At 68.5% G+C, this 22,792-nt stretch carries 22 protein-coding genes and 1 rRNA gene; 12 read left to right on the forward strand and 11 right to left on the reverse strand.

Translation table 11 applies throughout. The features are described from left to right. The first annotated feature begins 129 nt into the window (after positions 1-129). Complete coding sequence (locus tag QSK18_RS17855) at positions 130-2,334, forward strand: MMPL family transporter (protein WP_285620662.1); 2,205 nt, start codon at positions 130-132, stop codon at positions 2,332-2,334. A gap of 62 nt (positions 2,335-2,396) precedes the next feature. On the opposite strand, the gene QSK18_RS17860 is transcribed toward QSK18_RS17855, so the two are convergent. Further along, positions 2,397-2,534, reverse strand: coding sequence for an MFS transporter small subunit (locus QSK18_RS17860; protein WP_232814966.1), 138 nt, complete (start codon positions 2,532-2,534; stop codon positions 2,397-2,399). A gap of 22 nt (positions 2,535-2,556) precedes the next feature. Beyond that, positions 2,557-3,930: an L-lactate MFS transporter gene (locus tag QSK18_RS17865; protein WP_285620664.1), complete on the reverse strand. Its 1,374-nt coding sequence runs from the start codon at positions 3,928-3,930 to the stop codon at positions 2,557-2,559. A gap of 174 nt (positions 3,931-4,104) precedes the next feature. On the opposite strand from QSK18_RS17865, the gene QSK18_RS35980 reads away from it, so the two are divergent. The 4 genes from QSK18_RS35980 to QSK18_RS17880 all read left to right on the forward strand — a co-directional run bounded on the left by QSK18_RS35980 (position 4,105) and on the right by QSK18_RS17880 (position 7,951). Next, complete coding sequence (locus tag QSK18_RS35980) at positions 4,105-4,380, forward strand: FmdB family zinc ribbon protein (RefSeq protein ID WP_352396575.1); 276 nt, start codon at positions 4,105-4,107, stop codon at positions 4,378-4,380. Positions 4,381-4,404: 24 nt separating this feature from the next. Further along, positions 4,405-5,661 (forward strand): formamidase, encoded by a 1,257-nt coding sequence (gene fmdA / locus QSK18_RS17870; RefSeq protein ID WP_232814968.1) that lies wholly within the window; start codon positions 4,405-4,407, stop codon positions 5,659-5,661. 269 nt (positions 5,662-5,930) lie between these two features. Continuing rightward, positions 5,931-7,499 carry a TROVE domain-containing protein gene (locus QSK18_RS17875; RefSeq protein ID WP_285620737.1) on the forward strand — a complete coding sequence of 523 codons (1,569 nt, stop codon included), beginning with the start codon at positions 5,931-5,933 and terminating at the stop codon, positions 7,497-7,499. Between the two features lie 137 nt (positions 7,500-7,636). After that, positions 7,637-7,951 (forward strand): immunity protein CdiI family protein, encoded by a 315-nt coding sequence (locus QSK18_RS17880; RefSeq protein WP_502894206.1) that lies wholly within the window; start codon positions 7,637-7,639, stop codon positions 7,949-7,951. 3 nt (positions 7,952-7,954) lie between these two features. Here the strand turns inward: QSK18_RS17880 and QSK18_RS17885 are convergent, their stop codons facing one another. The 5 genes from QSK18_RS17885 to QSK18_RS17905 all read right to left on the reverse strand — a co-directional run bounded on the left by QSK18_RS17885 (position 7,955) and on the right by QSK18_RS17905 (position 13,382). Continuing rightward, a complete protein-coding gene (locus QSK18_RS17885) occupies positions 7,955-8,998 on the reverse strand; it encodes a hypothetical protein (RefSeq protein WP_285620743.1) in 1,044 nt (347 codons plus the stop codon). Between the two features lie 141 nt (positions 8,999-9,139). After that, complete coding sequence (locus QSK18_RS17890; RefSeq protein ID WP_285620746.1) at positions 9,140-9,676, reverse strand: hypothetical protein; 537 nt, start codon at positions 9,674-9,676, stop codon at positions 9,140-9,142. A 123-nt stretch (positions 9,677-9,799) separates the two neighbouring features. Beyond that, positions 9,800-10,159: a hypothetical protein gene (locus QSK18_RS17895; protein WP_285620748.1), complete on the reverse strand. Its 360-nt coding sequence runs from the start codon at positions 10,157-10,159 to the stop codon at positions 9,800-9,802. Between the two features lie 107 nt (positions 10,160-10,266). Next, positions 10,267-10,650 (reverse strand): hypothetical protein, encoded by a 384-nt coding sequence (locus QSK18_RS17900; protein ID WP_285620751.1) that lies wholly within the window; start codon positions 10,648-10,650, stop codon positions 10,267-10,269. A gap of 458 nt (positions 10,651-11,108) precedes the next feature. Next, positions 11,109-13,382 carry a rhamnogalacturonan lyase gene (locus tag QSK18_RS17905; protein WP_502894211.1) on the reverse strand — a complete coding sequence of 758 codons (2,274 nt, stop codon included), beginning with the start codon at positions 13,380-13,382 and terminating at the stop codon, positions 11,109-11,111. Between the two features lie 639 nt (positions 13,383-14,021). Between QSK18_RS17905 and QSK18_RS17910 the strand changes: the two genes are divergently transcribed. The 3 genes from QSK18_RS17910 (at position 14,022) to katG (ending at position 17,176) form a co-directional block, all read left to right on the forward strand. Further along, on the forward strand, positions 14,022-14,288 hold the full coding sequence (locus QSK18_RS17910) for a GlsB/YeaQ/YmgE family stress response membrane protein (RefSeq protein WP_232814974.1): 267 nt from the start codon (positions 14,022-14,024) through the stop codon (positions 14,286-14,288). A gap of 201 nt (positions 14,289-14,489) precedes the next feature. Next, the gene (locus tag QSK18_RS17915; protein WP_232814975.1) at positions 14,490-14,945 is read left to right on the forward strand and encodes a Fur family transcriptional regulator; all 456 of its coding nucleotides are present in this window, start codon (positions 14,490-14,492) and stop codon (positions 14,943-14,945) included. Then, positions 14,942-17,176, forward strand: coding sequence for a catalase/peroxidase HPI (katG, locus tag QSK18_RS17920; RefSeq protein WP_285620765.1), 2,235 nt, complete (start codon positions 14,942-14,944; stop codon positions 17,174-17,176). The genes QSK18_RS17915 and katG overlap by 4 nt, the downstream gene beginning before the upstream one ends. A gap of 70 nt (positions 17,177-17,246) precedes the next feature. Here katG and QSK18_RS17925 read toward each other — a convergent pair whose 3' ends face one another. Then, entirely contained in the window at positions 17,247-17,621 is a 375-nt protein-coding gene (locus tag QSK18_RS17925; RefSeq protein WP_285620767.1) for a nuclear transport factor 2 family protein, read from the reverse strand. A 144-nt stretch (positions 17,622-17,765) separates the two neighbouring features. On the opposite strand from QSK18_RS17925, the gene QSK18_RS17930 reads away from it, so the two are divergent. Then, the gene (locus QSK18_RS17930; RefSeq protein WP_285620772.1) at positions 17,766-18,590 is read left to right on the forward strand and encodes a helix-turn-helix transcriptional regulator; all 825 of its coding nucleotides are present in this window, start codon (positions 17,766-17,768) and stop codon (positions 18,588-18,590) included. A 59-nt stretch (positions 18,591-18,649) separates the two neighbouring features. On the opposite strand, the gene QSK18_RS17935 is transcribed toward QSK18_RS17930, so the two are convergent. Continuing rightward, positions 18,650-19,258: a TetR/AcrR family transcriptional regulator gene (locus tag QSK18_RS17935; protein WP_232814979.1), complete on the reverse strand. Its 609-nt coding sequence runs from the start codon at positions 19,256-19,258 to the stop codon at positions 18,650-18,652. A 93-nt stretch (positions 19,259-19,351) separates the two neighbouring features. Here QSK18_RS17935 and QSK18_RS17940 point away from each other — a divergent pair, with 93 nt between their 5' ends. After that, a complete protein-coding gene (locus QSK18_RS17940) occupies positions 19,352-20,368 on the forward strand; it encodes a hypothetical protein (protein WP_285620781.1) in 1,017 nt (338 codons plus the stop codon). A gap of 108 nt (positions 20,369-20,476) precedes the next feature. On the opposite strand, the gene QSK18_RS17945 is transcribed toward QSK18_RS17940, so the two are convergent. Then, positions 20,477-21,316 (reverse strand): SDR family oxidoreductase, encoded by an 840-nt coding sequence (locus tag QSK18_RS17945; RefSeq protein WP_285620789.1) that lies wholly within the window; start codon positions 21,314-21,316, stop codon positions 20,477-20,479. 175 nt (positions 21,317-21,491) lie between these two features. Here QSK18_RS17945 and QSK18_RS17950 point away from each other — a divergent pair, with 175 nt between their 5' ends. Then, positions 21,492-22,136 carry a LysE family translocator gene (locus tag QSK18_RS17950; protein WP_232814982.1) on the forward strand — a complete coding sequence of 215 codons (645 nt, stop codon included), beginning with the start codon at positions 21,492-21,494 and terminating at the stop codon, positions 22,134-22,136. Positions 22,137-22,146: 10 nt separating this feature from the next. Continuing rightward, positions 22,147-22,527: an ester cyclase gene (locus tag QSK18_RS17955; RefSeq protein ID WP_232814983.1), complete on the forward strand. Its 381-nt coding sequence runs from the start codon at positions 22,147-22,149 to the stop codon at positions 22,525-22,527. Between the two features lie 170 nt (positions 22,528-22,697). On the opposite strand, the gene rrf is transcribed toward QSK18_RS17955, so the two are convergent. Beyond that, positions 22,698-22,792, reverse strand: a 5S ribosomal RNA gene (gene rrf, locus QSK18_RS17960); the annotation flags it as partial.

Consider the following 22,792-nt stretch of genomic DNA (forward strand, 5'->3'; position numbering starts at 1 on the left):
TTGCAATATTCCGTGGGATCTGATCCCCCGGCCTTAGTAGGGTCCTCGTGTTACGTATGGGGCTTTTGCCGTGTCTGCACGCAGACCCGGTGATGGCGCGCCGTAGGGCGTGCGATGGAGGGGTAAGCAGTGAATCGCGTTTTCAGAGGTCTGGGGCACCTCGTGGCCCAGCGCCCGTGGTGGGTCCTCGGCTCCTGGGTGGTCTTCGCGGTCCTGGTGGTGGCCACGGCGCCGACCGTGACCGCCACCACCGACCAGGCCGACTTCCTGCCCAACAGCTACGACTCGATCAAGGGCTACGAGCTGATCGAGGACGCCTTCCCGCAGCAGGAACAGGCGGGCGCCACGATCGTCTTCGACCGCAGCGACGGCGCCGCACTGACCGAGCAGGACCTGGCCAAGATCGGTGAGATCACCCAGAGCCTGCAGCTGGGCGACGCGTTCGGCACGGTGGGTCAGCCCACTCCCTCGCCGAGCAACGAGGCGGCGATCGTCAACATCGGCCTGGCGCCGGACGCCACCGGCCAGGACCCGGAGGAGTTCGAGCAGGTCGCCGATCTGCGCGAGGACTTGGACGAGGCGGTCGAGGGGTCCGGGCTGAACGAGGGGGTCACCGGTTCGCTGGCCCAGGCCTACGACCAGACCCAGTCCGGCCAGAACGCCGAGGCCATCGTGTTCGTGGCCACCATCCTGCTGATCGTCGTGCTGCTCGGGATCATCTTCCGCAGCGTGCTGATCGCGTTCATGCCGCTGGTGCTGGTCGGCATCGTCTCGGCCGTCGCCGGCGGCCTGATCTCGATGGTGGAGAAGGCGTTCGACCTCAACCACGACCCGTCCACCAGCGTCATCCTGATCGTGGTGCTGTTCGGTATCGGGACCGACTACATCCTGTTCTTCCTCTACCGCTACCGCGAGGCCCGGCGCGACGGCATCGAGCACCGGGCCTCGGTGGCCCGCTCGATCGAGCGGGCCGGTGAGGCCATCGCCTCGGCCGGTGGCGCGGTGTTCGTGGCATTCATGACGCTGGTGCTCTCCACCCTGGGGATCTTCCAGTCGATCGGTCCCTCACTGGCGATCGCGGTCGCGGTCACCGCGGTCGCGGCGCTCACCCTGGTTCCGGCCACGGTGACGGTGCTGAACCGGGCGCTGTTCTGGCCCTCGAAGAAGTGGCGGGAGCCGCCGCGCGGCACCCGGTTCGCGGCCGTCGGCGCCTCGCTGGGCCGGCACCCGGTGCGTTACGCGGCGGGCTCGGGCGCGTTCCTGATCGTGCTGTCGGTGTTCGCCCTGCAGTTCCAGCCCAGCTTCGACCTGGGCGAGAGCAGTTCGGCCTCCGACGTGGAGTCGGCCACCGCCACCGCGACGATGGAGGAGAAGGGCTTCAGCGCCGGGGCGACCGACCCGACGCCGATCGTGCTGCACCGCAACGACGGTCAGGCGCTGGCCGAGGACGCGGTGGCCACGTTCAGCGAACAGATCGCCGCGGTCGACGGCGTCGGGCAGGTCACCGATCCGGTGATCTCGCCGGACAACCCCAGCACCGCGATGATCATGACCATCCTGGAGAGCGACTCGGCCTCCGACGCGGCGCTGGCGACGGTCAAGGACGACCTGCGCCCGGCGGCCGACGAGGCGGCACCGGAGGGGACGGTCGCCTACGTGGCCGGCACCGCCGGGGTGTTCGTCGACTTCCAGGCTGCGATGAACCGGGACTACTCGGTGGTCTTCCCGGTCGCCGCCGTGATCATCTTCCTGATCCTGGCGGTGCTGCTGCGCAGCCTGGTCGCGCCCTGGTACCTGATGCTCTCGGTCGGCCTCGGCTTCGCCGCCACCCTGGGCGCCGCCGTCCTGGTCTTCCAGAACATCAAGGGCGAGGAAGGCCTGATCTTCCTGCTGCCGATCTACATCTACCTGTTCGTGGTCGCCCTCGGCACCGACTACAACATTCTGATGGTGGCCCGACTGCGCGAGGAGGCCCGGGACGGCCGGAGCCCGAGGGACGCGGCGGCGAAGGCGGTCGAGCACGCCGGCCCGACCATCGCCGCGGCCGGTGTGATCCTGGCCGGCACGTTCGCCTCGCTGATGCTGGCCGGCAACTCGCTGCTGACCACGATGGGCTTCGCGGTGTCGTTCGGCATCTTCATCGCCGCGTTCGTGATGTCGATGTTCTTCACCCCGGCCCTGACCGCGCTGCTGGGCCACGCGGCCTGGTGGCCCGGGCACGGGGACACTGCTCCTCCCGGTCACTCCGGCGAGAAGCGGGAACCGGGAGAGCCTCGCGAACCCGGTGACCCGGGTGAGCCCCTCCGGCCGGTCGAGCCGGAACACAGCTCGTAAGTCGCCCGAACGCGAAGAAGGGGGTCCCACCCGAACCCGGGTGGGACCCCCTTCTTGTGTGTTCAGCCTCCGAACAGGGCGGTCACCTTCTGCGCGGTCTCGAAGATGCCGTAGGCCAGTGCCACACCGACGATCACCCACAGGGCGATCGCGGCGACCGCCGCACCCTGGGTGCCCGCGGCCTTCACTTCGTCACTCATCGCGTTCCTCGTCTTCCGAAAGTCAGGCCGTCTTACCGGGAATCGCGTCTCCGGCGGCCGCCGGGGCGGTCTGCCGGGCGCTGCCGATCGAGCGCACCAGGGCGTTGGCCACGAAGCCGACCACCATGATCGCCACCATGATGGCGAAGGACAGCGTGTACAGGTCCGCGCCCTCCTTGCCGTCGGCGATCTGGGCGTCGGCCACGGCGTTGACCACCAGCGGCCCGGCCACCCCGGCGGCCGACCAGGCGGTCAGCAGCCGGCCGTGGATGGCGCCGACCTGCAGACCACCGAAGAGGTCCTTCAGGTAGGCCGGGATGGTGGCGAAGCCGCCGCCGTAGAAGCTCAGGATCAGGCAGGCGGTGGCCACGAACAGGCCCACGCTGCTGGTGCCGCTCAGCGCCAGCACCAGGTACAGCAGAGCCCCGACACCGAGGTAGACCGCGTAGATGGGCTTGCGGCCGATGGTGTCGGAGGTGGTGGACCAGACGAAGCGGCCGGCCATGTTGCACAGCGACAGCAGACCCACGAAGCCTGCGGCCTCGGTGGCGTCCACGTCGGAGAAGAAGTCCTGGATCATCGGCGCGGCCTGCTCGAGGATGCCGATGCCCGCGGTGACGTTGCAGAACAGCACCGTCCAGAGCAGCCAGAACTGCGGCGTGCGGATGGCCTGGTCGGCCGTCAGGTCAGCCGGCGCTCCCCCACCCAGACCGGGGCGACGGGCAGCAGCGGTCACGGCCGAGGCGGAGCTGAAGCCCGGAGGCGTCCAGTCGGCGGCCGGAACCCGGATCACCCAGGCGCCCAGCGCCATCATCACCGCGTAGATCACGGCCAGCGTGAGCATGGTCGGGGCGATCGCGTCTTCCGGAGCGTCCGCGTAGCGCGCCAGCAGTTCACTGGTCAGCGGGGAGGCGACCAGTGCCCCACCACCGAAGCCCATGATGGCCAGGCCGGTGGCCAGACCGGGCCGGTCGGGGAACCACTTGATCAGCGTGGACACCGGGGAGATGTACCCGATGCCCAGGCCGATCCCGCCGATCACGCCGTAGCCCAGGTAGACCAGCCAGAGCTGGTTCGAGGCCACGCCCAGCGCGCTGACCAGGAAGCCGGTGACCCAGCAGAGCGCCGAGACGGCCATCGCCTTGCGCGGGCCGTTGCGCTCCACCCAGGTCCCGCCGAAAGCGGCCGACAGCCCGAGCATGACGATCGCGATCGAGAACACGATCCCGATCGCCGTCAGGCTGGAGTCGAAGTGGGTGACCAGGGGGCCCTTGAACACGCTGAACGCGTAGACCTCACCGATCGACAGATGCACCGCGAGCGCGGCGGGAGGCACCAGCCACCGGTTGTAACCGGGAGGGGCTACGGTGCGTTCACGGTCGAGAACTGACGGCATTGTGGGTTCGCTTCCTAAATGCTCTCCGCTGGGCGTTTCGGGAACAGGCTGGCACAAGTGAGGCCGAAGGGCCTCTTGTGATCAGCTCCGAAATCCGGTCCTCACCGGCAAACCCTTGCCAACCGCGGGCGCCGGTGATGTCCTACCGGATGGGCCCGTCGTCGCGGAGGTGCCATGCCACTGTACGAATTCCGTTGCAGTGCCTGCGGTTCGTTCGAGCGCACCTTCCCGATGAGCACCATGCCCCCGTCCCTGGCCTGCCCGGACTGCGCGGAACCGGCCGTCCGGCGCCCCGGTGGTTCACCGGGTCGCGGCTCCTCCCCCGTCGCCCGTGCCGTCGAAGCCACTCACCGCAGCGCTCACGAGCCCGCCGTGGTCCGGCAGCCTCCACCCGGACCCGGCCACCGCGTGAGCCGCGATCCCCGCCATGCCCAGCTCCCTCGTCCTTAGTTCGCTCTTCGAAGGAGGATCTACATGCCCGAACTGCTGTACCCCCTCGACTCGACGAAGCGTTTCACCGACCAGGAGAAGGTGGGCCACAACCGCTGGCACCCCGACATCCCGCCGGCGGTGACCGTGCGGCCAGGCGACGAGTTCCGGGTGCACGTGCGCGAATGGTTCGACGGCGCGATCGTCAACGACGACTCGGCCGAGGACATCCTGAACGCACCGCTGAGCACCGTGCACTGTCTTTCGGGACCGTTCGCCGTGCAGGGCGCCAGACCCGGCGATCTGCTGGTCGTCGACATCCTCGACGTCGGCCCGATCCCGCAGGAAGACAGCGGGCCGCTGGCCGGGCAGGGCTGGGGCTACACCGGCATCTTCGCCACCGACAACGGCGGCGGCTTCCTCACCGAGCGCTTCCCCGACGCGTACAAGGCGATCTGGGACTTCAGCGGCCATGTCGCGACTTCCCGCCATGTCCCGGGGGTTTCGTTCACCGGAATCATGCACCCGGGTCTGATGGGCACGGCGCCGTCTGCGGCCCTGCTGGCCAAGTGGAACGCCCGCGAAGGCGCCCTGATCGCAACCGATCCCAACCGCGTCCCCCCGCTGGCGCTGCCCCCTCTGCCCACCGACGCCGTCCTCGGGTCGTTGACCGGAGACGCCTTCACCCGGGCCGCCGCCGAAGCAGCCCGCACCGCACCGCCTCGTGAGAACGGCGGCAACCAGGACATCAAGAACCTGACGCGCGGCTCGCGGGTGTTCTATCCGGTGTTCGTCGACGGCGCGAACCTCTCGGTCGGTGATCTGCACTTCTCCCAGGGCGACGGGGAGATCACGTTCTGCGGGGCGATCGAGATGGGTGGCTTCATCGATCTGCGGGTCGACCTGATCCCGGGCGGGATGAGCACGTACGGGGTCTCGGAGAACGCGATCTTCATGCCCGGGAACGAAGGGCCGGTCTACTCGGACTGGCTGGCGTTCTCGGGAACTTCAGTCACGCTCGACGGTGAGCAGCGCTATCTCGACTCACAGCTGGCTTTTCAGCGGGCCTGCCTGCACGCCATCGACTACCTCACCAAGTTCGGCTACTCGCCGGAGCAGGCCTACCTGATCCTGGGCGCCGCGCCGATCGAGGGGCGGTTCTCGGGCGTGGTCGACATCCCCAACGCCTGCGCCACGGTGTATCTGCCCACCGCGATCTTCGACTTCCCCGTGACACCCTCGGTGCACGGGCCGGCGCAGATCGACCCAGGGATCGGCGCACCGCACGCCTCCCGCGGGTAATTCGCTTGCTGCGCCCGGAAAGAGCCTGGGAGTCTTGGTCCGGCACGAAGCGCCGGTGAGAGACCTCTCGCCGACACCGAACTCGTGCTCACAACCGGATCCCGAAGCGCAGACGCGGGTTACTTCGACTCCTAATCGGCATGTCGCGGGTTCGAATCCCGTCGCCGGGACCAACGCCCCGGTGTAGCTCAGCCTGGTAGAGCAGCTTGTACCTTCGTCGCCCAGGATCTCGGGATCCGGTTGTGAGCACGTCCTGAACAGGAAGCGTCATGACCAAGTTCTCGTCGAAGGCCGCGGTCGCCTCTCCGGTGCGCAGCAGCCCCGGCCGCGCGTCCACGCACGAGGGCGGTCGGGGTTTCCGGCGCAGTGCCAAGGCGGAACTGTTCCTGCTCGCCGTCTCGAACATGGTGTCCGAGGACTCGTTCTACGAGGGCAGCCGGGAGCGCGACGAGCGTTTTCGGACGCTGGTGCGGGCGGTGACGCTCGAGGACCCTTCGTGGGTGGCGCGTTTCGTTCCGTACCTGCGGGGCGTCATGAACATGCGTTCGGCCGCGGTCGTGATGGCGGCCGAGTACGCCCTGACGCTGCGCACGGCGCCGGATCCGGTTCGCGCGCAGGCACCTTCGGTGCGTTCGGTGATCTCGGCAGCGATGCTCCGCGCGGACGAGCCGGGCGAGTTCATCGGGTACTGGAAGCTCCGCACGGGCCGGGTGACACTGCCGGGCGGGGTGCAGCGTGGCGTAGCAGACGCCGTGGCGCGGCTTTTCACCGAGTACGCCGCACTGAAGTACGACGGCAAGGGCCGGGGCATCCGCCTGGGCGACGTGATCGAGCTCGCGCACCCCTCGGCCCAGACTCCGGCGCAGGGCCAGCTGTACCAGTACCTGCTCGACCGCCGTCATCACCCGGACGAGATCCGGGCCGACCTGGATCAGCTACCGATGATCCGGGCCAACCTCGCGCTCGACAACATTCCCGCGCAGCAGCGGCGCTCCTTCCTGGGTGGCGCTGACGCACCGGCGAAATTGAAGGACGCCGGGGTCACCTGGGAGGAGCTGTCCGGCTGGGTGGGTGGTCCGATGGACGAGCAGACCTGGCGGGCGGTGCTGCCGTCGATGGGCTTCATGGCGCGGCTGCGCAACCTGCGCAACTTCGACCAGGCCGGGCTCAGCGACGCTGACGTGGCCCCGGTCGTGCGCATGCTGAGCAGCCGGCCGAGCGTCGCCCGATCGCGTCAGCTGCCGTTCCGGTTCCTGGCTGCCTCCCGGGCCGCGTCCGCCTCGCGCTGGGCGCAGCCGCTGGAGCAGGCCCTCAACCTGAGCCTGGCCAACGTGCCGGCACTCCCGGGCCGCACGCTGGTGCTGGTGGACCGCTCCGGCTCGATGTGGGCACCGCTGTCGCAGCGCTCCGACCTGATCCGGGCCGATGCAGCCGCGATCTTCGGCACCGCCCTCGCGGTACGGGCCGAGCAGGCCGACCTCGTGCAGTTCGGCTTCAAGAGCCACCAGGTCGCCTTCACCAAGGGCCGGTCGGTGCTGCGGGTGCTCGAGGAGTTCGAGGAACTGGGCGGCACCTACACGGCCGAGGCCCTGCGTAAGCACTACGCCGGGCACGACCGGGTGGTCGTGGTGACCGACGAGCAGGTGGCCCACGGCCAGGACGTGGACCGGGCCGTGCCACCCCACGTGCCCATGTACACCTGGAACCTGGCCGGCTACCGGGTCGGCCACGCTCCCTCGGGCAACGCCAACCGGCACGTCTTCGGCGGGCTGAGCGACGCCGCCTTCGCCATGATCCCGCTGCTCGAGGTTGGCCGGTCGCAGGACTGGCCGTTCTGACCACCGCCGGACGATTCGTAATGTTGCCGCGCTGAGCACCGTTGAGAAAGTCCCGCGAGACCGCAACGGCCGACCTCGGGTGGTCGAATCATCGTTGTCATCGGGCGGGCCTCGGTTGTCGCAGTGATTGGAAAAAGGTGCTCTATCTGACCCTCTCCGCCGACTATTTGTCCCCCAGCCTCGTGGAGCTCGAAAGAGGGGCCGTGAGCGACGACGAGTTGGGGCTTCCTCCGACTCTCCGAGAATCTTTGCGAGCCTGGAACGGCCAATATCAGGCAATTATTCAGATGAGCCCTGAGCAACGGGGTCAGCCCGGGACGCGCCTTGAGATCGACCGGCTCGACCGGCTGGGGTTGGCTCTCGTGTCTCAGCTGACCGGCCACCTTCCTCGGGGATCGAAGGTGAGCTACTTCAGCGAGGGTCTGCTGAGGCGCCGGGACCGCATGGATTAGCGCTCAGTCGGTCGGGTACGGCACGAGGTAGGGCGGCAGCGTGCGCTCGGGGTCGTAGGGGGTGAGCCAGCTGTCGAAGGCGAGGGACACGTCGGCGTCGATGGGCTCGGCCGGGTCGCTGAGGTCGTCGAGGTCGTCGTCCAGCTCGTAGAGCAGCGCGGCCTCGGGCTTGGTGACCAGGGTGCTCAGGAGCAGTTCGCGCCACTGCGGGGGCAGGTCGATCTGGACCGCGTCGGCAATCTCCTCGGCTGTGTCGAGGAGTCGGTAGAACGCCAGGTCCTGGGCCAGGCAGGCGGGTTCGCACCAGGCCCCGGTCAGGCGCGTGGTCAGGTCGATGACGGCCACGACGAAGGCCCGCACCCACTCCGGGGTGTAGCGCTCGCGGTAGCGGGCGGGCAGGCCGGCCAGCTGGGGCAGGTCGTCGAACTCCAGACCCAGCGGGATCCCGCTCTCGCCGTTCTCCAGGGCGTCCTCGTAGGCGGCCTCGAGCAGGTGCAGTTCGTCGAAGAGCTGGTCGAGCATCAGGTCGGCGCCCTGGATCAGGCAGCCGGCCAGGGCCTCGGCGCGGCGCAGGGCCTCCCCGCGGGCCGGGCCGCCCGGGCCGTCCAGGTCCTCGGTGGTGAGCGCGGCGGCGGGCAGACCGCGCAGCAGGCCGGCAGCCGCGTAGATCGAGGCCTGGTGGTCCGGCACTCCAGGCTCCGTCTCAGCGGTAACCGGACTGTCCAACCGCGGATCCGGACATTCCGACACTTTTACCTGATACAACCAGTCTGCGAGCTCGGGCGCCGACTCCATCAGGGCGATGCCCGCGGTCTGCGCCACCGCCTGGATGTCCTCCGCCGAGCGGTCCTCGTCGATCACCGTCAGCAGCACCGTGAGCTCGTCCGCGTCGACCGCGTACCTGCTGAAAGACAGCGGCAGACCGCCCAGATGCATCATCGCCAACGACGTCGCCCCGACCCGGGTGACCGCCCCGGTCGGCCCCGCCTGGGGCGGTGGCACGAGGCGGACACGCAGGTTCCAGCTGCCGTTCATCGGGCGGTCCATCCGCAGATCAGACCAGGCAGCGACCAGCCAGGACCAGTCCTCACTTGGGCGGCCGGGTTGATGCCCCGACATTCCCGCCAAAAGCGTTGGTGCCCCGCCGTCAGCTGACAGCGGGGCACCAACAACGAGACGATTCTGCGGCTACTCTCGGCCGGGCGCCACGCGCATCGCCAGATCGGTGATCATCCCGATGATGCGCTGGGTGTCTGCCTTAAGCCCTCCGATCTCCGCCTTCATCTCCACCTGTTCGGCCCGGATCTCTGCCTGGCCGATCTTGAGCTCCTCCTGCCCCGCCTTCAGGTCCTGGACATCGGTCTTCAAGACCTGAACATCGGTCTTCAAGACCTGAACATCGGTCTTCAAGACCTGAACATCGGTCTTCAAGACCTGAACATCGGTCTTCAGGACCTGGACATCGGTCTTCAGCTCGCGCACATCGGCCCGCAGCTCGTCCTGACCGACCTTCAGCTCACGGACATCGATCCGCAGGCCGGTCACCTCGTCCTGCACCCTGTGCTGCCCCTGGCGCAACTCGGCCAGATGATCCTGCTGCACCTCGAGAATTCTGCTGTGAGATCGCACCACGGCAATGAGGCTACCCTCCGGCGCCGTGACGACCCCGTCCTCGAGCCCGAGTACCTCTTCCACCATGATCATCCGGCGCTCCAGATCTGCCATCGCTGAACCCCGCCCTTCGGCATTCGGTGAGTCAGCAGAGCACCCCCGCTCCGCATTCAGGAATATGCCACACAGTTCGTGATAATCCCAATTGCCTGAGCGGTAGTCACCCACTCCCCGTAGCTACGCAGGCTCAGCGCGCTGCCAGTGCTGCACCCACGCCTTCTCCTGCGCGTAGCCGACCTTGGTGGTGGCCAGGCCGCCGCCGGAGACGAACTCGACGGTCACCTTGGCGGCGACCATCTTGCACACCTTGTAGCTGCGGACCTCGACCGTGTGGTCGTCCTGGTCGGTCCCGATCGCGACCCGCTTGCCCTTCGTGCCGAACGTCTTGGCCACCGACGCTTTCGACGCACCCTCCCTGACCTCGGCGAACTCCGCGATGGTGACGCAGGAGCCGGTCTTCGGAGCGGCATCGGCGGCCAGGGCCGTTCCGGTCAGCAGAGCCGTGGTGATGCCCAGAGCCATCAGAACTCGACGCATGGTTCCCCCTCGCGTGACGGCCGGGCCGACCCCGGCGCCCTGCTTGGACGCACGGGCGACGGGGTCGGTTCTCCCGAATCACGACTTTCTGGAACAGAGGGCCCAGGTCAGGCGCCGGCCATCCAGGACCAGTCCTCGAGAGCGGCCGAGTAGTGCACCTCTCCCCAGACCGCCCGCGAGTCGGCCTTCTCGCCGCCGTCCACCGACACCGACCGCACCAGGCCGTCCTTCTTCTCGGTGATACCCGCGTTCGACTTCGGGCAGAGACGGCCGGGCACCGACTCCACCTCCTCACACACCCGCACCGGGCCCTGCGGCCCGTCGAACTCGGCGCTGCGGGCGATCGAGGTCCGCACCCCCGCCTCGTCGTACACGTTGGCCACCGACCAGAACTTCTTCAGCTGGTAACCCTCGGGCAGCTCGACGGGCAGGGCGAGCTTCACTCCGCCACGGGCCTCGGCGTAGCCCGCCTTGACGAGCTCCCCTTGCACATCAGTATTTTCCTGTATCGCCCCGCAACCGACGATGGTTGCCAGCACGGCCGCGACGACCGCGAGCGCTCTGAGCGCACGAGCACGCACGTTGGGTTCCCCTCCCGGATGTATCGGGCCGGCACGGACTCGGTGCCGACCTACGGGGCGAACATTCCCACATTGGCCGGTTTTTCGCACACAGGGTTTCCCCCTGGCGTGAAAGGTGAGACATGCGGGGCGGTTACGAAGTGATCCGCGCCAGTCACCGGTAGCGATTGCCGGAGGCGGCACAGTCACCCAAAGCGGATCAACCGCCTTGTCGCGGTGGGCACCGAGGTGCCCAAGGGCGTCCGTAAAAGCTCTTGAGAACACGACGACGAGCAGGCCCCACGCGAAGATCTGCCCGAAAGGCTTTCAAAATGCGGGAGCCGGCCACGGGAACGTCCCGTGACCGGCTCCTGTGTACGTACGGATTATCAGCGCCGGGTCAGCGGCACCTTCGCCCAGTCGGCCTCGGTCATGTCCGCGCCCAGGTAGAAGCCCGGGTAGGAGGGCTGGTTGTAGGTGGTCTGCTGGCGGGCCACCTCGGCCCGGTACTGCGGGTCGTGCATCAGCGTGTAGAGCTTGTGCTGGGTGACCTCGGTGCTGAGGTAGACCCGGATCGCCGTGCTGTCGGCGGTGCGCACCAGGAGCTCCTCGCGCCAGTCGCCGAACACGTCGGCGATCAGGCCCGCGTTGCCCTTGGTGCCGTTGTTGGCCAGCGTTCCGGTGGCGGTGAGCAGGTTTCCGCGCTTCCAGTCGTCGACCGTGGGCGTGGCCGTGCCCGAGCCGTTGAGGATCTGCGTGGTCAGGTCACCGGCCCAGCGGATGCTCTGGTTGGTGCCGGGGATCGTGTTGGTGACCACCTTGCCCTTGGCGGTGTGCAGGCCCAGCGCCTCCGAGCCACCGGGCATGCTGGCCCACGACTCCAGGCCGCGTTCCTCCGGCAGTACGTCACCGATCATGCCGCGCCCGGTGTCCCGGCCGGAGTAGGTGCCGAAGAGCACCTTGCCGTCCTCGGCCTGGCGCATCGCCAGGCCGTAGGGGGCGGAGGTGGCGCCCTCGTGCACGGTGAAGATCTCCAGGCCCGGCCGGTCGGGGTCGATGTCGGTCACGTGCATGGCGTCGCCGTGACCCAGCCGCGCGCTCACGCCCGGAGTGGCGCTCCCGGCCGGCATCTCGGCGAAGGACGAGTACAGCAGGCTTCCGTCATGGTCGATCGTGGCGCTGCCGTAGACGATCTCCTGCTTGCCGTCGCCGTCCACATCGGCCGCGCTGAGCGAGTGGAAGCCCTGCGTGGTGAGCTTGCCGAACTCCTTGCTGGTGCCGTCCACCCCGTGCGGGGAGTCGTTGAACGGGTTCTTCATCGGGGCGAAGCCGCTGTCGACGAACCACTGCTCGGTGAGCTTCTTGCCGTTCCAGCCGTAGGCCACCAGCGTGGTGCGGGTGTAGTAGCCACGGGCGAAGACCGCCGAGGGACGTCGGCCGTCCAGGTAGGCGACCCCGCTGAGGAAGCGGTCGACCCGGTTGCCCGGCTCGATCCGGGCCATCGCGTAGTCGCCCCACAGCAGGCCGTCGTCGGTGCGGCCGGGCTTGTAGTCGGCGGTCTGCAGTTCCTTGCCGGTGGCGCCGTCGAAGACGGTCAGGTACTCCGGGCCGTCGACGATGAAGCCCTCGAAGTTGCGCAGCACGTTGCGGGCGCTGCGGGAGGGGGCGTAGACGTCCATGAAGTAGTCGGTCAGCTTCTCGGCGTCGGCCGTGCTGAGCGGGTACTGGTACTGCGGCTCGATCCCGAAGGCCTGCTCCAGCGTCTTGGGCCAGTCGCCCGCCACCACCTGCGGGTGCTTGTCCCAGCCCTGGAACAGTTTCACCACGTGCTGGTAGTAGCCGGCCTTGCTGAGCCGGTAGTCGTCGGAGTTGGCGTACCCGGCCTGCACATCCTTCTGGGGCAGGGTGACGAACTTTTCGGAGGTCACCTTCCCGGCCTTGTCGTAGCGGGTGACCTTGGTGCCGGGGGCGGTCTTGAACATCATCTCCGAGCGGCCGTCGCCGTCGAAGTCGTAGACCAGGAACTGCGTGTAGTGCGCGCCGGCGCGGACGTTCACCCCCAGGTCGATGCGGTGTAGCAGGGTGCCGTCGATGCGGTAGGTGTCGATGTAGGTGTTGCCCGTGTACCCGACCTGCGAGACGTCCTTGGCGTTGCTCGGGTCCCACTTGACCACGTACTCGTACTCGCCGTCGCCGTCCACGTCGCCCACGCTCATGTCGTTGGCCGAGTAGGTGTAGGCCTCCCCGGCGGGCGTGGTGCCGTCGGCCGGCTTCTTCAGCGGTAGGTCGACACTTTCGCCGGCCCAGGGCTTCACGCTGGCGCTCTTGCCGAACTCCGAGCCCTTGCGCACCGGCACCACCCGGTAGGTGGCCTTCGGGTCGCCGGCCTTGTCCAGGTAGTTCGTGCTGTCCTTGACCGTGGCGATCTTCTTGCCGCCCCGGTACACGTTGAAGTCGGTGCCGGTCAGGCCGGTCGCGGAATGGCCGGTGGCCTCCTCCCCGAGCAGGCGCCAGCTCAGGAACACGCCTTCGTCGGTGGTGGCGGCGACCAGGCCGCGGTCGAGCTTCTCGAGCTGGGTCTTGGCCGGGGCGGCCGTCGCGGTACCGGTTCCGGTCAGGATCAGGCCGAGCCCGGCGGTGGCGGCCAGCACTCCCCTGAGCAGTTTTGTTTGAGGACGCCGGTGGGCACCGTTTCTGCGACCGGCACCCCGCGGGGTGGCTGGGTCGAGCGGAAGTGGGCCATCTGGGCGGTAGGACCGGGGACTCGTCACTGGGTCTCCTCGAGCACTGGATCTCGTGTCCGGAGCGCGCGGATCTTGCTGCGGGCCGGATCGGCTGGGTAAGCGCTGTTCGCTTCTGGGACGGCGCTTCCGGTGAATCGATTCAGGTGTGCGGGCCACAGCTTTGCCCGGGCGTTTCACCCGCGTCAACGACTTTGCGGAAAGCGGTTACCGGTCGTTTTCCGAGATCCGGCGGTCATAGACGAGCGACGACGGTCACAGCAGAGTGGAACCTGACCAAGAAGAGCCGGAGCACGATGAGCGAACGCATCCCCGGTCTTTTCCGAGTTTCCGAATACGGCCGGCATCCGCCTTACCTTCCAGGCATCAGCAAATCCTGCGCCAGGCAACGGAAGAAGGGACGTGATGCGATGCGGCCGCGCGAAAACCTTAATCTGAGCTGAATTCCCAGGTCAAAGGTACGGAATAGCCACCGAAATGCGAGCCTGTGAACCACTAAGTACGGTTGTTGCATCCCACCGGGACACTACTTTCAGCCCATCGGAAGGTTCTTTCCCCGTCATGTCGTTCATCTGGGCCATCATTGCCGGTCTGATCATCGGCTGCCTCGCCCGACTCGTTCTGCCGGGCAAGCAGTACATCCCCCTCTGGCTGACCATCGTCCTCGGCATCCTCGGCGCAGTCATCGGCAACGCCCTGGCCGGCGCTCTCGGCGTGGAGGACACCCGGGGCATCGACTGGATCCGCCACTTCCTGCAGATCGGTGCCGCCGCCCTGCTGATCGCGGCCATCGAGCCGTACTGGTCGCGCCGCTCCGTGAACCGCTGAGCCACTGGCACGTCCGGACCGGGCCACCCCTTGCACGGGTGGCCCGATCTTTGCCGTTCTGACCGTGAACCGGTCGGGAACATGCCCAGGCCATCGGCCTGTCCGGCGCACCGGGCGGGCCGCTCAGGGTTAACTCGGCATTGGGACGACGCACTCCCCAGAAACTTGATTGACTCCAAACAAGTGCCCTAGGGTCGTCGCATGACGTCCGACCTCGAGGCCCAGCTGCGCTCGGTCTCGCTGCGCGTGACGCGACCTCGCGTGGCGGTGCTCAGCACCCTGCGCGACCACCCGCACGTGGACACCGACACGGTGATCCAGCTGGTGCGCGACGAACTGCCCACGGTCTCCCACCAGGCGGTCTACGACGTGCTCAAGGCGCTCACCGAGGCGGGCCTGATCCGGCGCATCCAGCCGATGGGGGCCACCGCCCGGTACGAGGCGCGGGTCGGCGACAACCACCACCACATCGTCTGCCGCAGCTGCGGCGCGATCGCCGACGTCGAGTGCGCCGTCGGCCACACCCCCTGTCTCACCGCCTCCGACAGCCACGGCTTCGTGGTCGACGAGGCGGAGGTCGTCTACTGGGGCACCTGCCCCGACTGCACGGCGATGCGCAACTCTCACCGAATTGCCAGTCCGGAAGGAAACAGATGAGCGACACCCAGGACCCGAAGGCCTCCGGCTGCCCGGTCGCGCACGACTCGGTGACCGCCACCGGGAGCGAGAGCGAGAACCCGGCGATCGACTCGCCGAAGCCGAAGGTGGACCACCCGCGTGGCAACCGGGACTGGTGGCCGAACCAGCTCGACCTGAGCGTGCTGCACGCGCACTCCTCCAAGGGCAACCCCCTGGGTGAGGACTTCAAGTACGCCGAGGCGTTCGCCGAGCTCGACGTCGAGGCCCTGAAGGCCGACATCACTGAGGTTCTGACCACCTCGCAGGACTGGTGGCCGGCCGACTTCGGGCACTACGGCGGCCTGATGATCCGGATGAGCTGGCACGCGGCCGGTACCTACCGGATCGAGGACGGCCGGGGTGGCGCCGGTGACGGCGGGCAGCGTTTCGCGCCGCTGAACAGCTGGCCGGACAACGCCAACCTGGACAAGGCCCGCCGCCTGCTGTGGCCGGTCAAGCAGAAGTACGGCCAGAAGGTCTCCTGGGCCGACCTCCTGGTCCTGGCCGGCAACGTCGCGCTGGAGTCGATGGGCTTCCAGACCTTCGGTTTCGCCTTCGGCCGCCCCGACGTGTGGGAGCCGGAAGAGATCTTCTGGGGCCCGGAGGACACCTGGCTGGCGGACACCCGCTATGTGTCCGAGAAGGACATGCTGCCGGGCGTCGGCGCCACCGAGATGGGCCTGATCTACGTCAACCCCGAAGGCCCGAAGGGCAACGCGGACTTCCGCCAGGCGGCCGAGTTCATCCGCCTGACCTTCGGCCGGATGGCGATGAACGACGAGGAGACCGTCGCGCTGATCGCCGGTGGTCACACCTTCGGCAAGACCCACGGCGCGCACACCGCCGACGTCGGCCCCGAGCCGGAGGCCGAGGGCATCGAGGCGCAGGGCCTGGGCTGGCTCAACGCGCACGGCACCGGTAAGGGCAAGGACACCATCACCTCCGGTATCGAGGTGACCTGGACCGACCGGCCCACCGAGTGGAGCAACCGGTTCTTCGAGATCCTCTTCGGTTACGAGTGGGAGCTCACCACCGGCCCCGGTGGCGGCAAGCACTACGTGGCCAAGACCGACGACGAGATCATCCCGGACGCCTACGACCCGGCCAAGAAGTACCGGCCGACGATGCTGACGACCGACCTGTCTCTGCGCTTCGACCCGATCTACGGCCCGATCTCCAAGCGCTTCCTGGAGAACCCGGAGGAGTTCCGCCTGGCCTTCGCCAAGGCCTGGTACAAGCTCCTGCACCGTGACATGGGCCCGATCAGCCGCTTCCTCGGCCCGTGGGTGCCCGAGGCGCAGCTGTGGCAGGACCCGATCGCCGCGCCGCAGACCCCGCTGGTCTCCGACACCGACGTGAGCGCCCTCAAGGCCAAGGTGCTGGAGTCCGGCCTGAGCGTGGCCGAGCTGGTCCAGACCGCGTGGGCGAGCGCCGCCAGCTACCGCTCCACCGACAAGCGCGGTGGCGCCAACGGTGCCCGGATCGCCCTCGAGCCGCAGAGGAGCTGGGAGGTCAACCAGCCCGAGCAGCTGTCCAAGGTGCTCGGCAAGCTGGAGGAGATCCGCAGCGAGTTCAACGCCGCCGGTGGGGCCCAGGTCTCCCTGGCCGACCTGATCGTCCTGGCCGGTTCGGCCGCGGTCGAGAAGGCCGCCAAGGACGCGGGCGTCGAGGTCACCGTGCCGTTCCACGCCGGCCGGGGTGACGCCACCCAGGAGCAGACCGACGTCGAGTCGTTCGCCGTGCTGGAGCCGCGGGCCGACGGGTTCCGCAACTACCTGCGGGCCGACGAGAAGACCCAGCCCGAGGTCCTGCTGGTCGACCGTGCGTACATGCTGAACCTGACCGCGCCGGAGACGACCGTGCTGGTCGGCGGTCTGCGGGCGCTGGGCAACAACTTCGGGGGCAGCCAGCTCGGCGTGCTCACCGACAAGCCCGGTCAGCTGACCAACGACTTCTTCATCAACCTGCTGGCCCCGGGCACCAAGTGGAAGGCCGCGGCCGAGGGCGAGCACGTCTACGAGATCCGCGACCTCGCCACCGACCAGGTCAAGTACACCGCCACCGCGGTCGACCTGATCTTCGGCTCCAACTCCCAGCTGCGCGCCCTCGCCGAGGTCTACGCCAGCGAGGACGCCAAGGCCAAGTTCGTCAAGGACTTCGTCGCGGCCTGGGTGAAGGTCATGGAGTCGGACCGGTTCGACCTGCGCTGAACCGCATGATCTGAACTGATCCCGAGCGAAGGGGGTCCGGCCCACGGGGCCGGGCCCCCTTCGTCGTGCCTCACATTGCCGGGGCCCGGTCCAGGAATCCCAGCACCCGAGCGATCTTTCCGTCCGGGCCGGCGACCAGTACGTCGAATCCGACCACCACCGGTGGCGCCTGCTCGTTGCCGTCGCTCACCAGTTCCCAGGTGAACCGGAGCTGGTCGTGGTGACCGTCCACCGGCCCGGCCAGGCGCAGGTGATGCCCGGCGAACTGCTGCTGTCCCTGGGCGATGACGGCCTCGATCCCGTCGGGACCCTGGACGCTGGCCAGGGGGTCGGTGAACACGCAGGTGGCGGCGAACAGGTCGCCGGCCAGCTCGCGGCGCCGGGCGGCGTCACCTTCGTTCCAGACCTGAAGGTACTGCTCGGCGAGGGCGGTGTAATCGGTCATCGGTACCTCCGAAAGACGTTGCTGGCCTGCGGACACCGGGAATCCTCGCTGTCCTGCCGGCCGCGGTCGACGACCTGCGAGGTCAACCGGGCATGACCTGAAAGGTCATGTACGGCCCGACCCTCGGCGGTTATCGTCCAGACCATGACGACGACGGCAGGGGCGCCCCCGGTGGGGAATGCCGGGACCCTGATCCGCTGGTGGCGCGAGCGGCGCAGTCTGACCCAGCTCGAGCTGTCCGGGATCAGCGAGGTGTCCACGCGCCACCTGAGCTACGTCGAGACCGGTCGCGCCCGTCCCTCTCGCCGGCTGATCCTGCAGCTGTGTGAGCATCTGCATGTGCCCTTGCGGCGCCGCAACGACATTCTGCTCGCCGCGGGCTTCGCACCGGCCTACGCGGAGCATCGTCTGGCCGATACTCCTCTCGCTGCGGTGAATTCGGCCGTGACGGCCATCCTGTCCGCGCACGAGCCGCTGCCGGCGTTGGCGGTGGACGGGCGGTGGGAGATGATCGCGGCGACGTCGTCGGTGGCGGCGCTGACCAAAGGGTGTGCGCCGGCACTGCTCGAGCCGCCGGTGAATGTGCTGCGGCTGAGCCTGCACCCCGACGGAATGGCCCCGGCGATCGTCAATCTCGGCCAGTGGCGGGCGCATCTCCTCGCCCGGCTGGAGGCACAGGTGCTGGCCGGCGGCGACCCGGTGCTGGTGGAGCTGCTGGCCGAACTGCGGGGCTATCCGGGCGGCGAGGAGGGTGGTGAGCACTTCGGCGCGACCGGCCCGGCCACGCAGGTGCTGATCCCGCTGCGCTACCGGGTCGACGGCACTGAGCTGTCGCTGCTGAGCACCACCACCGTCTTCGGCACCCCGACCGAGATCACCGTGTCCGAGTTGGCGATCGAGGCCTTCTACCCGGCCGACGCGGCTACTGCCACGGCCCTGGGGCTCAGTCCTGCCCGCTTTTCTGCTTGAAAGTGACCCGCGCAAGAGGGGCCGGAGCCGCCCGAGGCGGCACCGTCGTCCTCAATTGCTCAGTTGCTCTTCGAGCCCAGCAGAGCATGAACGCCGGCGACGTAGCCGTCCGCGCTGGTGCCGCGCACCAGCAGGTTCTGTACGAGGAAGCCCTGGGTCAGGCCGAGCATGGCCGACCCCACCTGTTCCAGGTCGGCGTCGGCGGGCAGGTTGCCGGCCGCCTGCCAGCGACGGGCGGCCTCGACGTGGCGTGCCTTGAGGCCACTGAAGGCGAGGTGCGCGCGTTCTGCGAGTTCGGGGCTGCGGATCGCCTCGGCCCAGACCTGCAGGGCCATCCGGGGCAGGTCGACCCCGATCACCTCGTTCCGGTTCGTGAGGGTACGCACGACCGTCTCGATGACCTCACCCGGTGAGGGCGCGGCCCGCTCGTCGTCGAGCAGGCGCCCGAAGATCTCGTCGGCGGTCTCCAGAGCCAGCTCCGACACTGCCCCGATCAGTTCCTCCTTGCTGCGGAAATAGCGGTAGACCGCCCCTGCCGACAGCTGCGAGGCACTGATCACGTCGGCCATCGACGTGGCATGGAAGCCGTTGCTGGAGAACAGGTTGGCTGCGGCCACGACGATCTGCCGGCGGCGCGCGGCGCGGTACTCCTCGGTGACGCGGGGCATCCGGCCACTCTAAAAGCGAACGTTCATTCTTGACAAGCAGGGACGTCCGTCCCTACTTTCGAAAGCGAACATCCGTTCTCTTTGGGAGACGCCATGAACCCCGATCAGCCGACGTACCGGTCCCCCTGGGCCCAGGTGGCCGCCGTGGTGGCGATGCTGACCGTCCTGATCAGCCTCGTGCTCACCGCCTTCGCCTGGCCCGCCGCCAAGTCCACCGTGCACGACGTACCGATCGCGGTGGCCGGGCCGGCCGCGGCCACCCAACCGGTGATCGCCGCCCTGCAGCAGCGCGATGCCGACGCCTTCGACATCACCCAGGTGGCCGACACCGCCGCCGCCGAGACCGCGGTGCGCGAGCGCGAGGTCTACGGCGCGATCGACGTGAGCACCGGCACGCCCAGCGTGCTCATCGCCTCGGCCGCCTCCCCCGCCATCGCCCAGACCCTGCAGGCCGTGGCCGGCGGTCTCGGCCAGCAGCAGACGGCCGCCGCGCAGGTGCGCGACCTTGCTCCCCTGCCCGCCGACGACCCCCGCGGCGCCGGTCTTTCCGCCGGTTCGCTGCCGCTGGTGCTGGGCGGCATGCTCGCCGCCGTCCTGCTGACCAGCCGCATCCGGGGCGCCGCCCAGCGCCTGGTCGGTGCCGCGGCCTACTCAGTGACCGGCGGTCTGGCCATGGCTGCCATCCTGCAGTTCGGGCTGGGCTCGCTGGAGGGCGACTACTGGGCGAACGCCGGGGCCATCGCCCTGGCGGTCGCAGCCACCTCGTTCACCATCCTCGGCCTGGAAGCCCTGCTCGGCACGGCCGGTTTCGCCATCGGCGCGGTGCTGATGATGCTGCTGGGCAACCCGCTTTCCGGGATGACCAGCGCCCCCGAGATGCTGCCGGGCATCTCGGGCCAGATCGGCCAGTTCCTGCCGCCGGGCGCGGCCGGGCACCTGCTGCGCTCCACCGCCTTCTTCGACAGCCACGACGTGACCCAGCCCGTCCTCGTCCTGACGGTCTGGCTCGTGGTCGGCGCTGCTCTGGTCACGGTCGCGGGGCTGCGCAGTCAGCGCCGTCGTACCTCATCTGCTGCCGAAAGCACGGTTGCGTCGCCCGTGACCGTGTGAGCCCGGCCGGAGAGCGTCGTGCTCTCGATCTCATGATCAGGACCTTGCCCGCAGGCCTCGCACCCGAGGCCCGCGGGCTCGTCGCATCCGTCAGCGTGGCCGGAGGTTTCAGGAGAGGAAGTCCTGGCGATGGTCCTGGGCCCACTGCGCCAGCGGGCGGCCCTGGGTGCCGGTGATGGCAGACAGCGGCCGGGGCACGTCGGGCTCGTCGACCGTGTCCCGCCAGTAGTCCAGCAGCATGTCGATGATCTCGGCCGGCACGAACTGCCCGAACTCCTGGCGGAACTCCTCCTCGGTGATCTCCTGCGCCTCGATCGGCCGGCCCACAGCCTGAGCGATGGCCTCGATCTGCTGGCGGCGGGTCAGCGTGGCGGGGCCGGTGAGCGGGTAGGCCTCACCGGTGTGTTCGCCGCGCGCGAGCAGGAACGCCGCCGCCTCCGCCACATCCGCCTCGTGCACCGGGGCCTGCCCGGACGCCAGGTACGGGGCCCGGATCGGCCTGCCCGTCTTGACCGGGAACGCCCAGGCCAGCAGGTTGTTGGCGAAAGTGCCGGGGCGTAGCAGGGTGAAGTTGCCGGTCCGGCCGGAGACCGCCTTCTCCACTGCGAGATGGTGCCGGTGGCTGGCCGAGCCGATGTCGCGCGGGTGCTCGGCCGCCGCAGCCAGCGAGGAGAGCACCACGAAGCCCGAAACGCCTGCCGCCAGCGCGGACTCGACCAGATGGTCCACCCCGGCCTCCGCGGGAAACACGAAGACCTGATCGATCCCTTCGAACAACCCGGCCTCCAGCGGCGCGGCCAGATCCCCCGGCACCACCTCGGCCCCTGCGGGCAGCCCGGCCTGCTCCGGCCGACGGGTCAGCGCCCGCACCGACCGGCCCTGGGCGAGCAGATCGGCAACCAGACGGCGGCCCACGGCCCCGGTGGCGCCGGTGATCAGAATCGTCATGGCGGACGGGTCTCCTGTCTCGGAACGGATGATCGCCCGAGCGTAGGAAGCCATCAGGTCAGCTCGGTTCCTGATCACGTCACCGCATCGCGGTCCCAGGAAAAACGGGTGATCCCGGAACGCAGGTGTGACAGGCTCGCGACGGCCTCGTCCCCACCGAAAGGACCGCCTACTCATGGTTTCCGCTTCCGCCCTGGCCGGCGTCGCGCTGGTGGAACTCAGCCTGGTCCTGACCCCCGGCCCGAACATGATCTATCTGGTCTCGCGATCCATCACCCAGGGACGACGCGCGGGATTCGTGTCGCTGCTGGGCGTGGCGGCCGGGTTCTTCGTCTATCTGGCCGCCGCCACCGCCGGGCTGACCGCCATCTTCGTCGTGGTGCCCGGTGCCTACACAGCGCTGAAGTTCGTCGGCGCCGCGTACCTGCTCTACCTGGCCTGGCACGCCCTGCGTCCCGGCGGCACCAATGTCTTCGCCCCGGAGCAGGTCCCGGCCGACCCGCCCCGCCGGCTGTTCGTCATGGGTCTGGTGACCAACCTGCTCAACCCGAAGGTCGCGGTGCTCTACATGTCGCTGCTGCCGCAGTTCATCAACCCGCACGGCGGCTCCGTGGCGCTGCAGAGTCTGGCGCTGGGCTCGATGCAGATCCTGATCGCACTCATCGTCAACGGCCTGATCGTCTGCTCGGCCGGTTCCCTGGCCCGGTTCCTCTCACAACGGCCGGCCTGGATGCGTGGCCAGCGCTATCTGATGGGCGGCGTCCTGGGCGCCCTCGCTGTCCGACTGGCGACCGACCGCTCGCGCGCTGTGGCCGCGTGAGCGCGCACCGATGAGCGCCGACCAGTTCACCGAGTTGTACGAGTCCTATCTCGCGGCCTGCAACGACCGGGACTGGGATCGCCTGGCCACCTTCGTTCATTCGTCGGTCCTGGTGAACGGTGTGGTCCGCAGCCGGCAGGAGTACGTGGACGACATCCTGAAGACGACGCAGGTGTTCCCCGACTACTTCTGGGAACTGCAGCGGATGCTGCATCAGCCCCCGTGGTTCGCCGTCCACCTGCACACGCGCGGAACCCGGCATCAGCCGTTCCTGGGTGCCCCGGGCGATCAATCCGCGGTTGAGACCGACGAATTCGTCATGTACCGGGTCGCCGACGGTCATATCCATGAGGTCTGGGGTACCGCCGACAACGCGCGGCTGCGCCTGTGACTCTCGTCCCGAGGGGGGACCGATCCTGTCCGTGAACACCGAGGCCGACCCGGTGATCCGGTCACTCATTATTCCGATTCAGGACCGGCAAACGCAGTGATGGCGGCCCACACCACCCTGAGCCTTTAAGGGCTCGAGGGCGGGGGCCGCCATCACTGTCTTCAATTTTTGTCCGGCGATGTCCTACTCTCCCACACCGTAACCAGTGCAGTACCATCGGCGCTGGCAGGCTTAGCTTCCGGGTTCGGAATGGGACCGGGCGTTT

This window comes from Kineosporia sp. NBRC 101677, assembly GCF_030269265.1.
GTDB lineage: Bacteria > Actinomycetota > Actinomycetes > Actinomycetales > Kineosporiaceae > Kineosporia > Kineosporia rhizophila.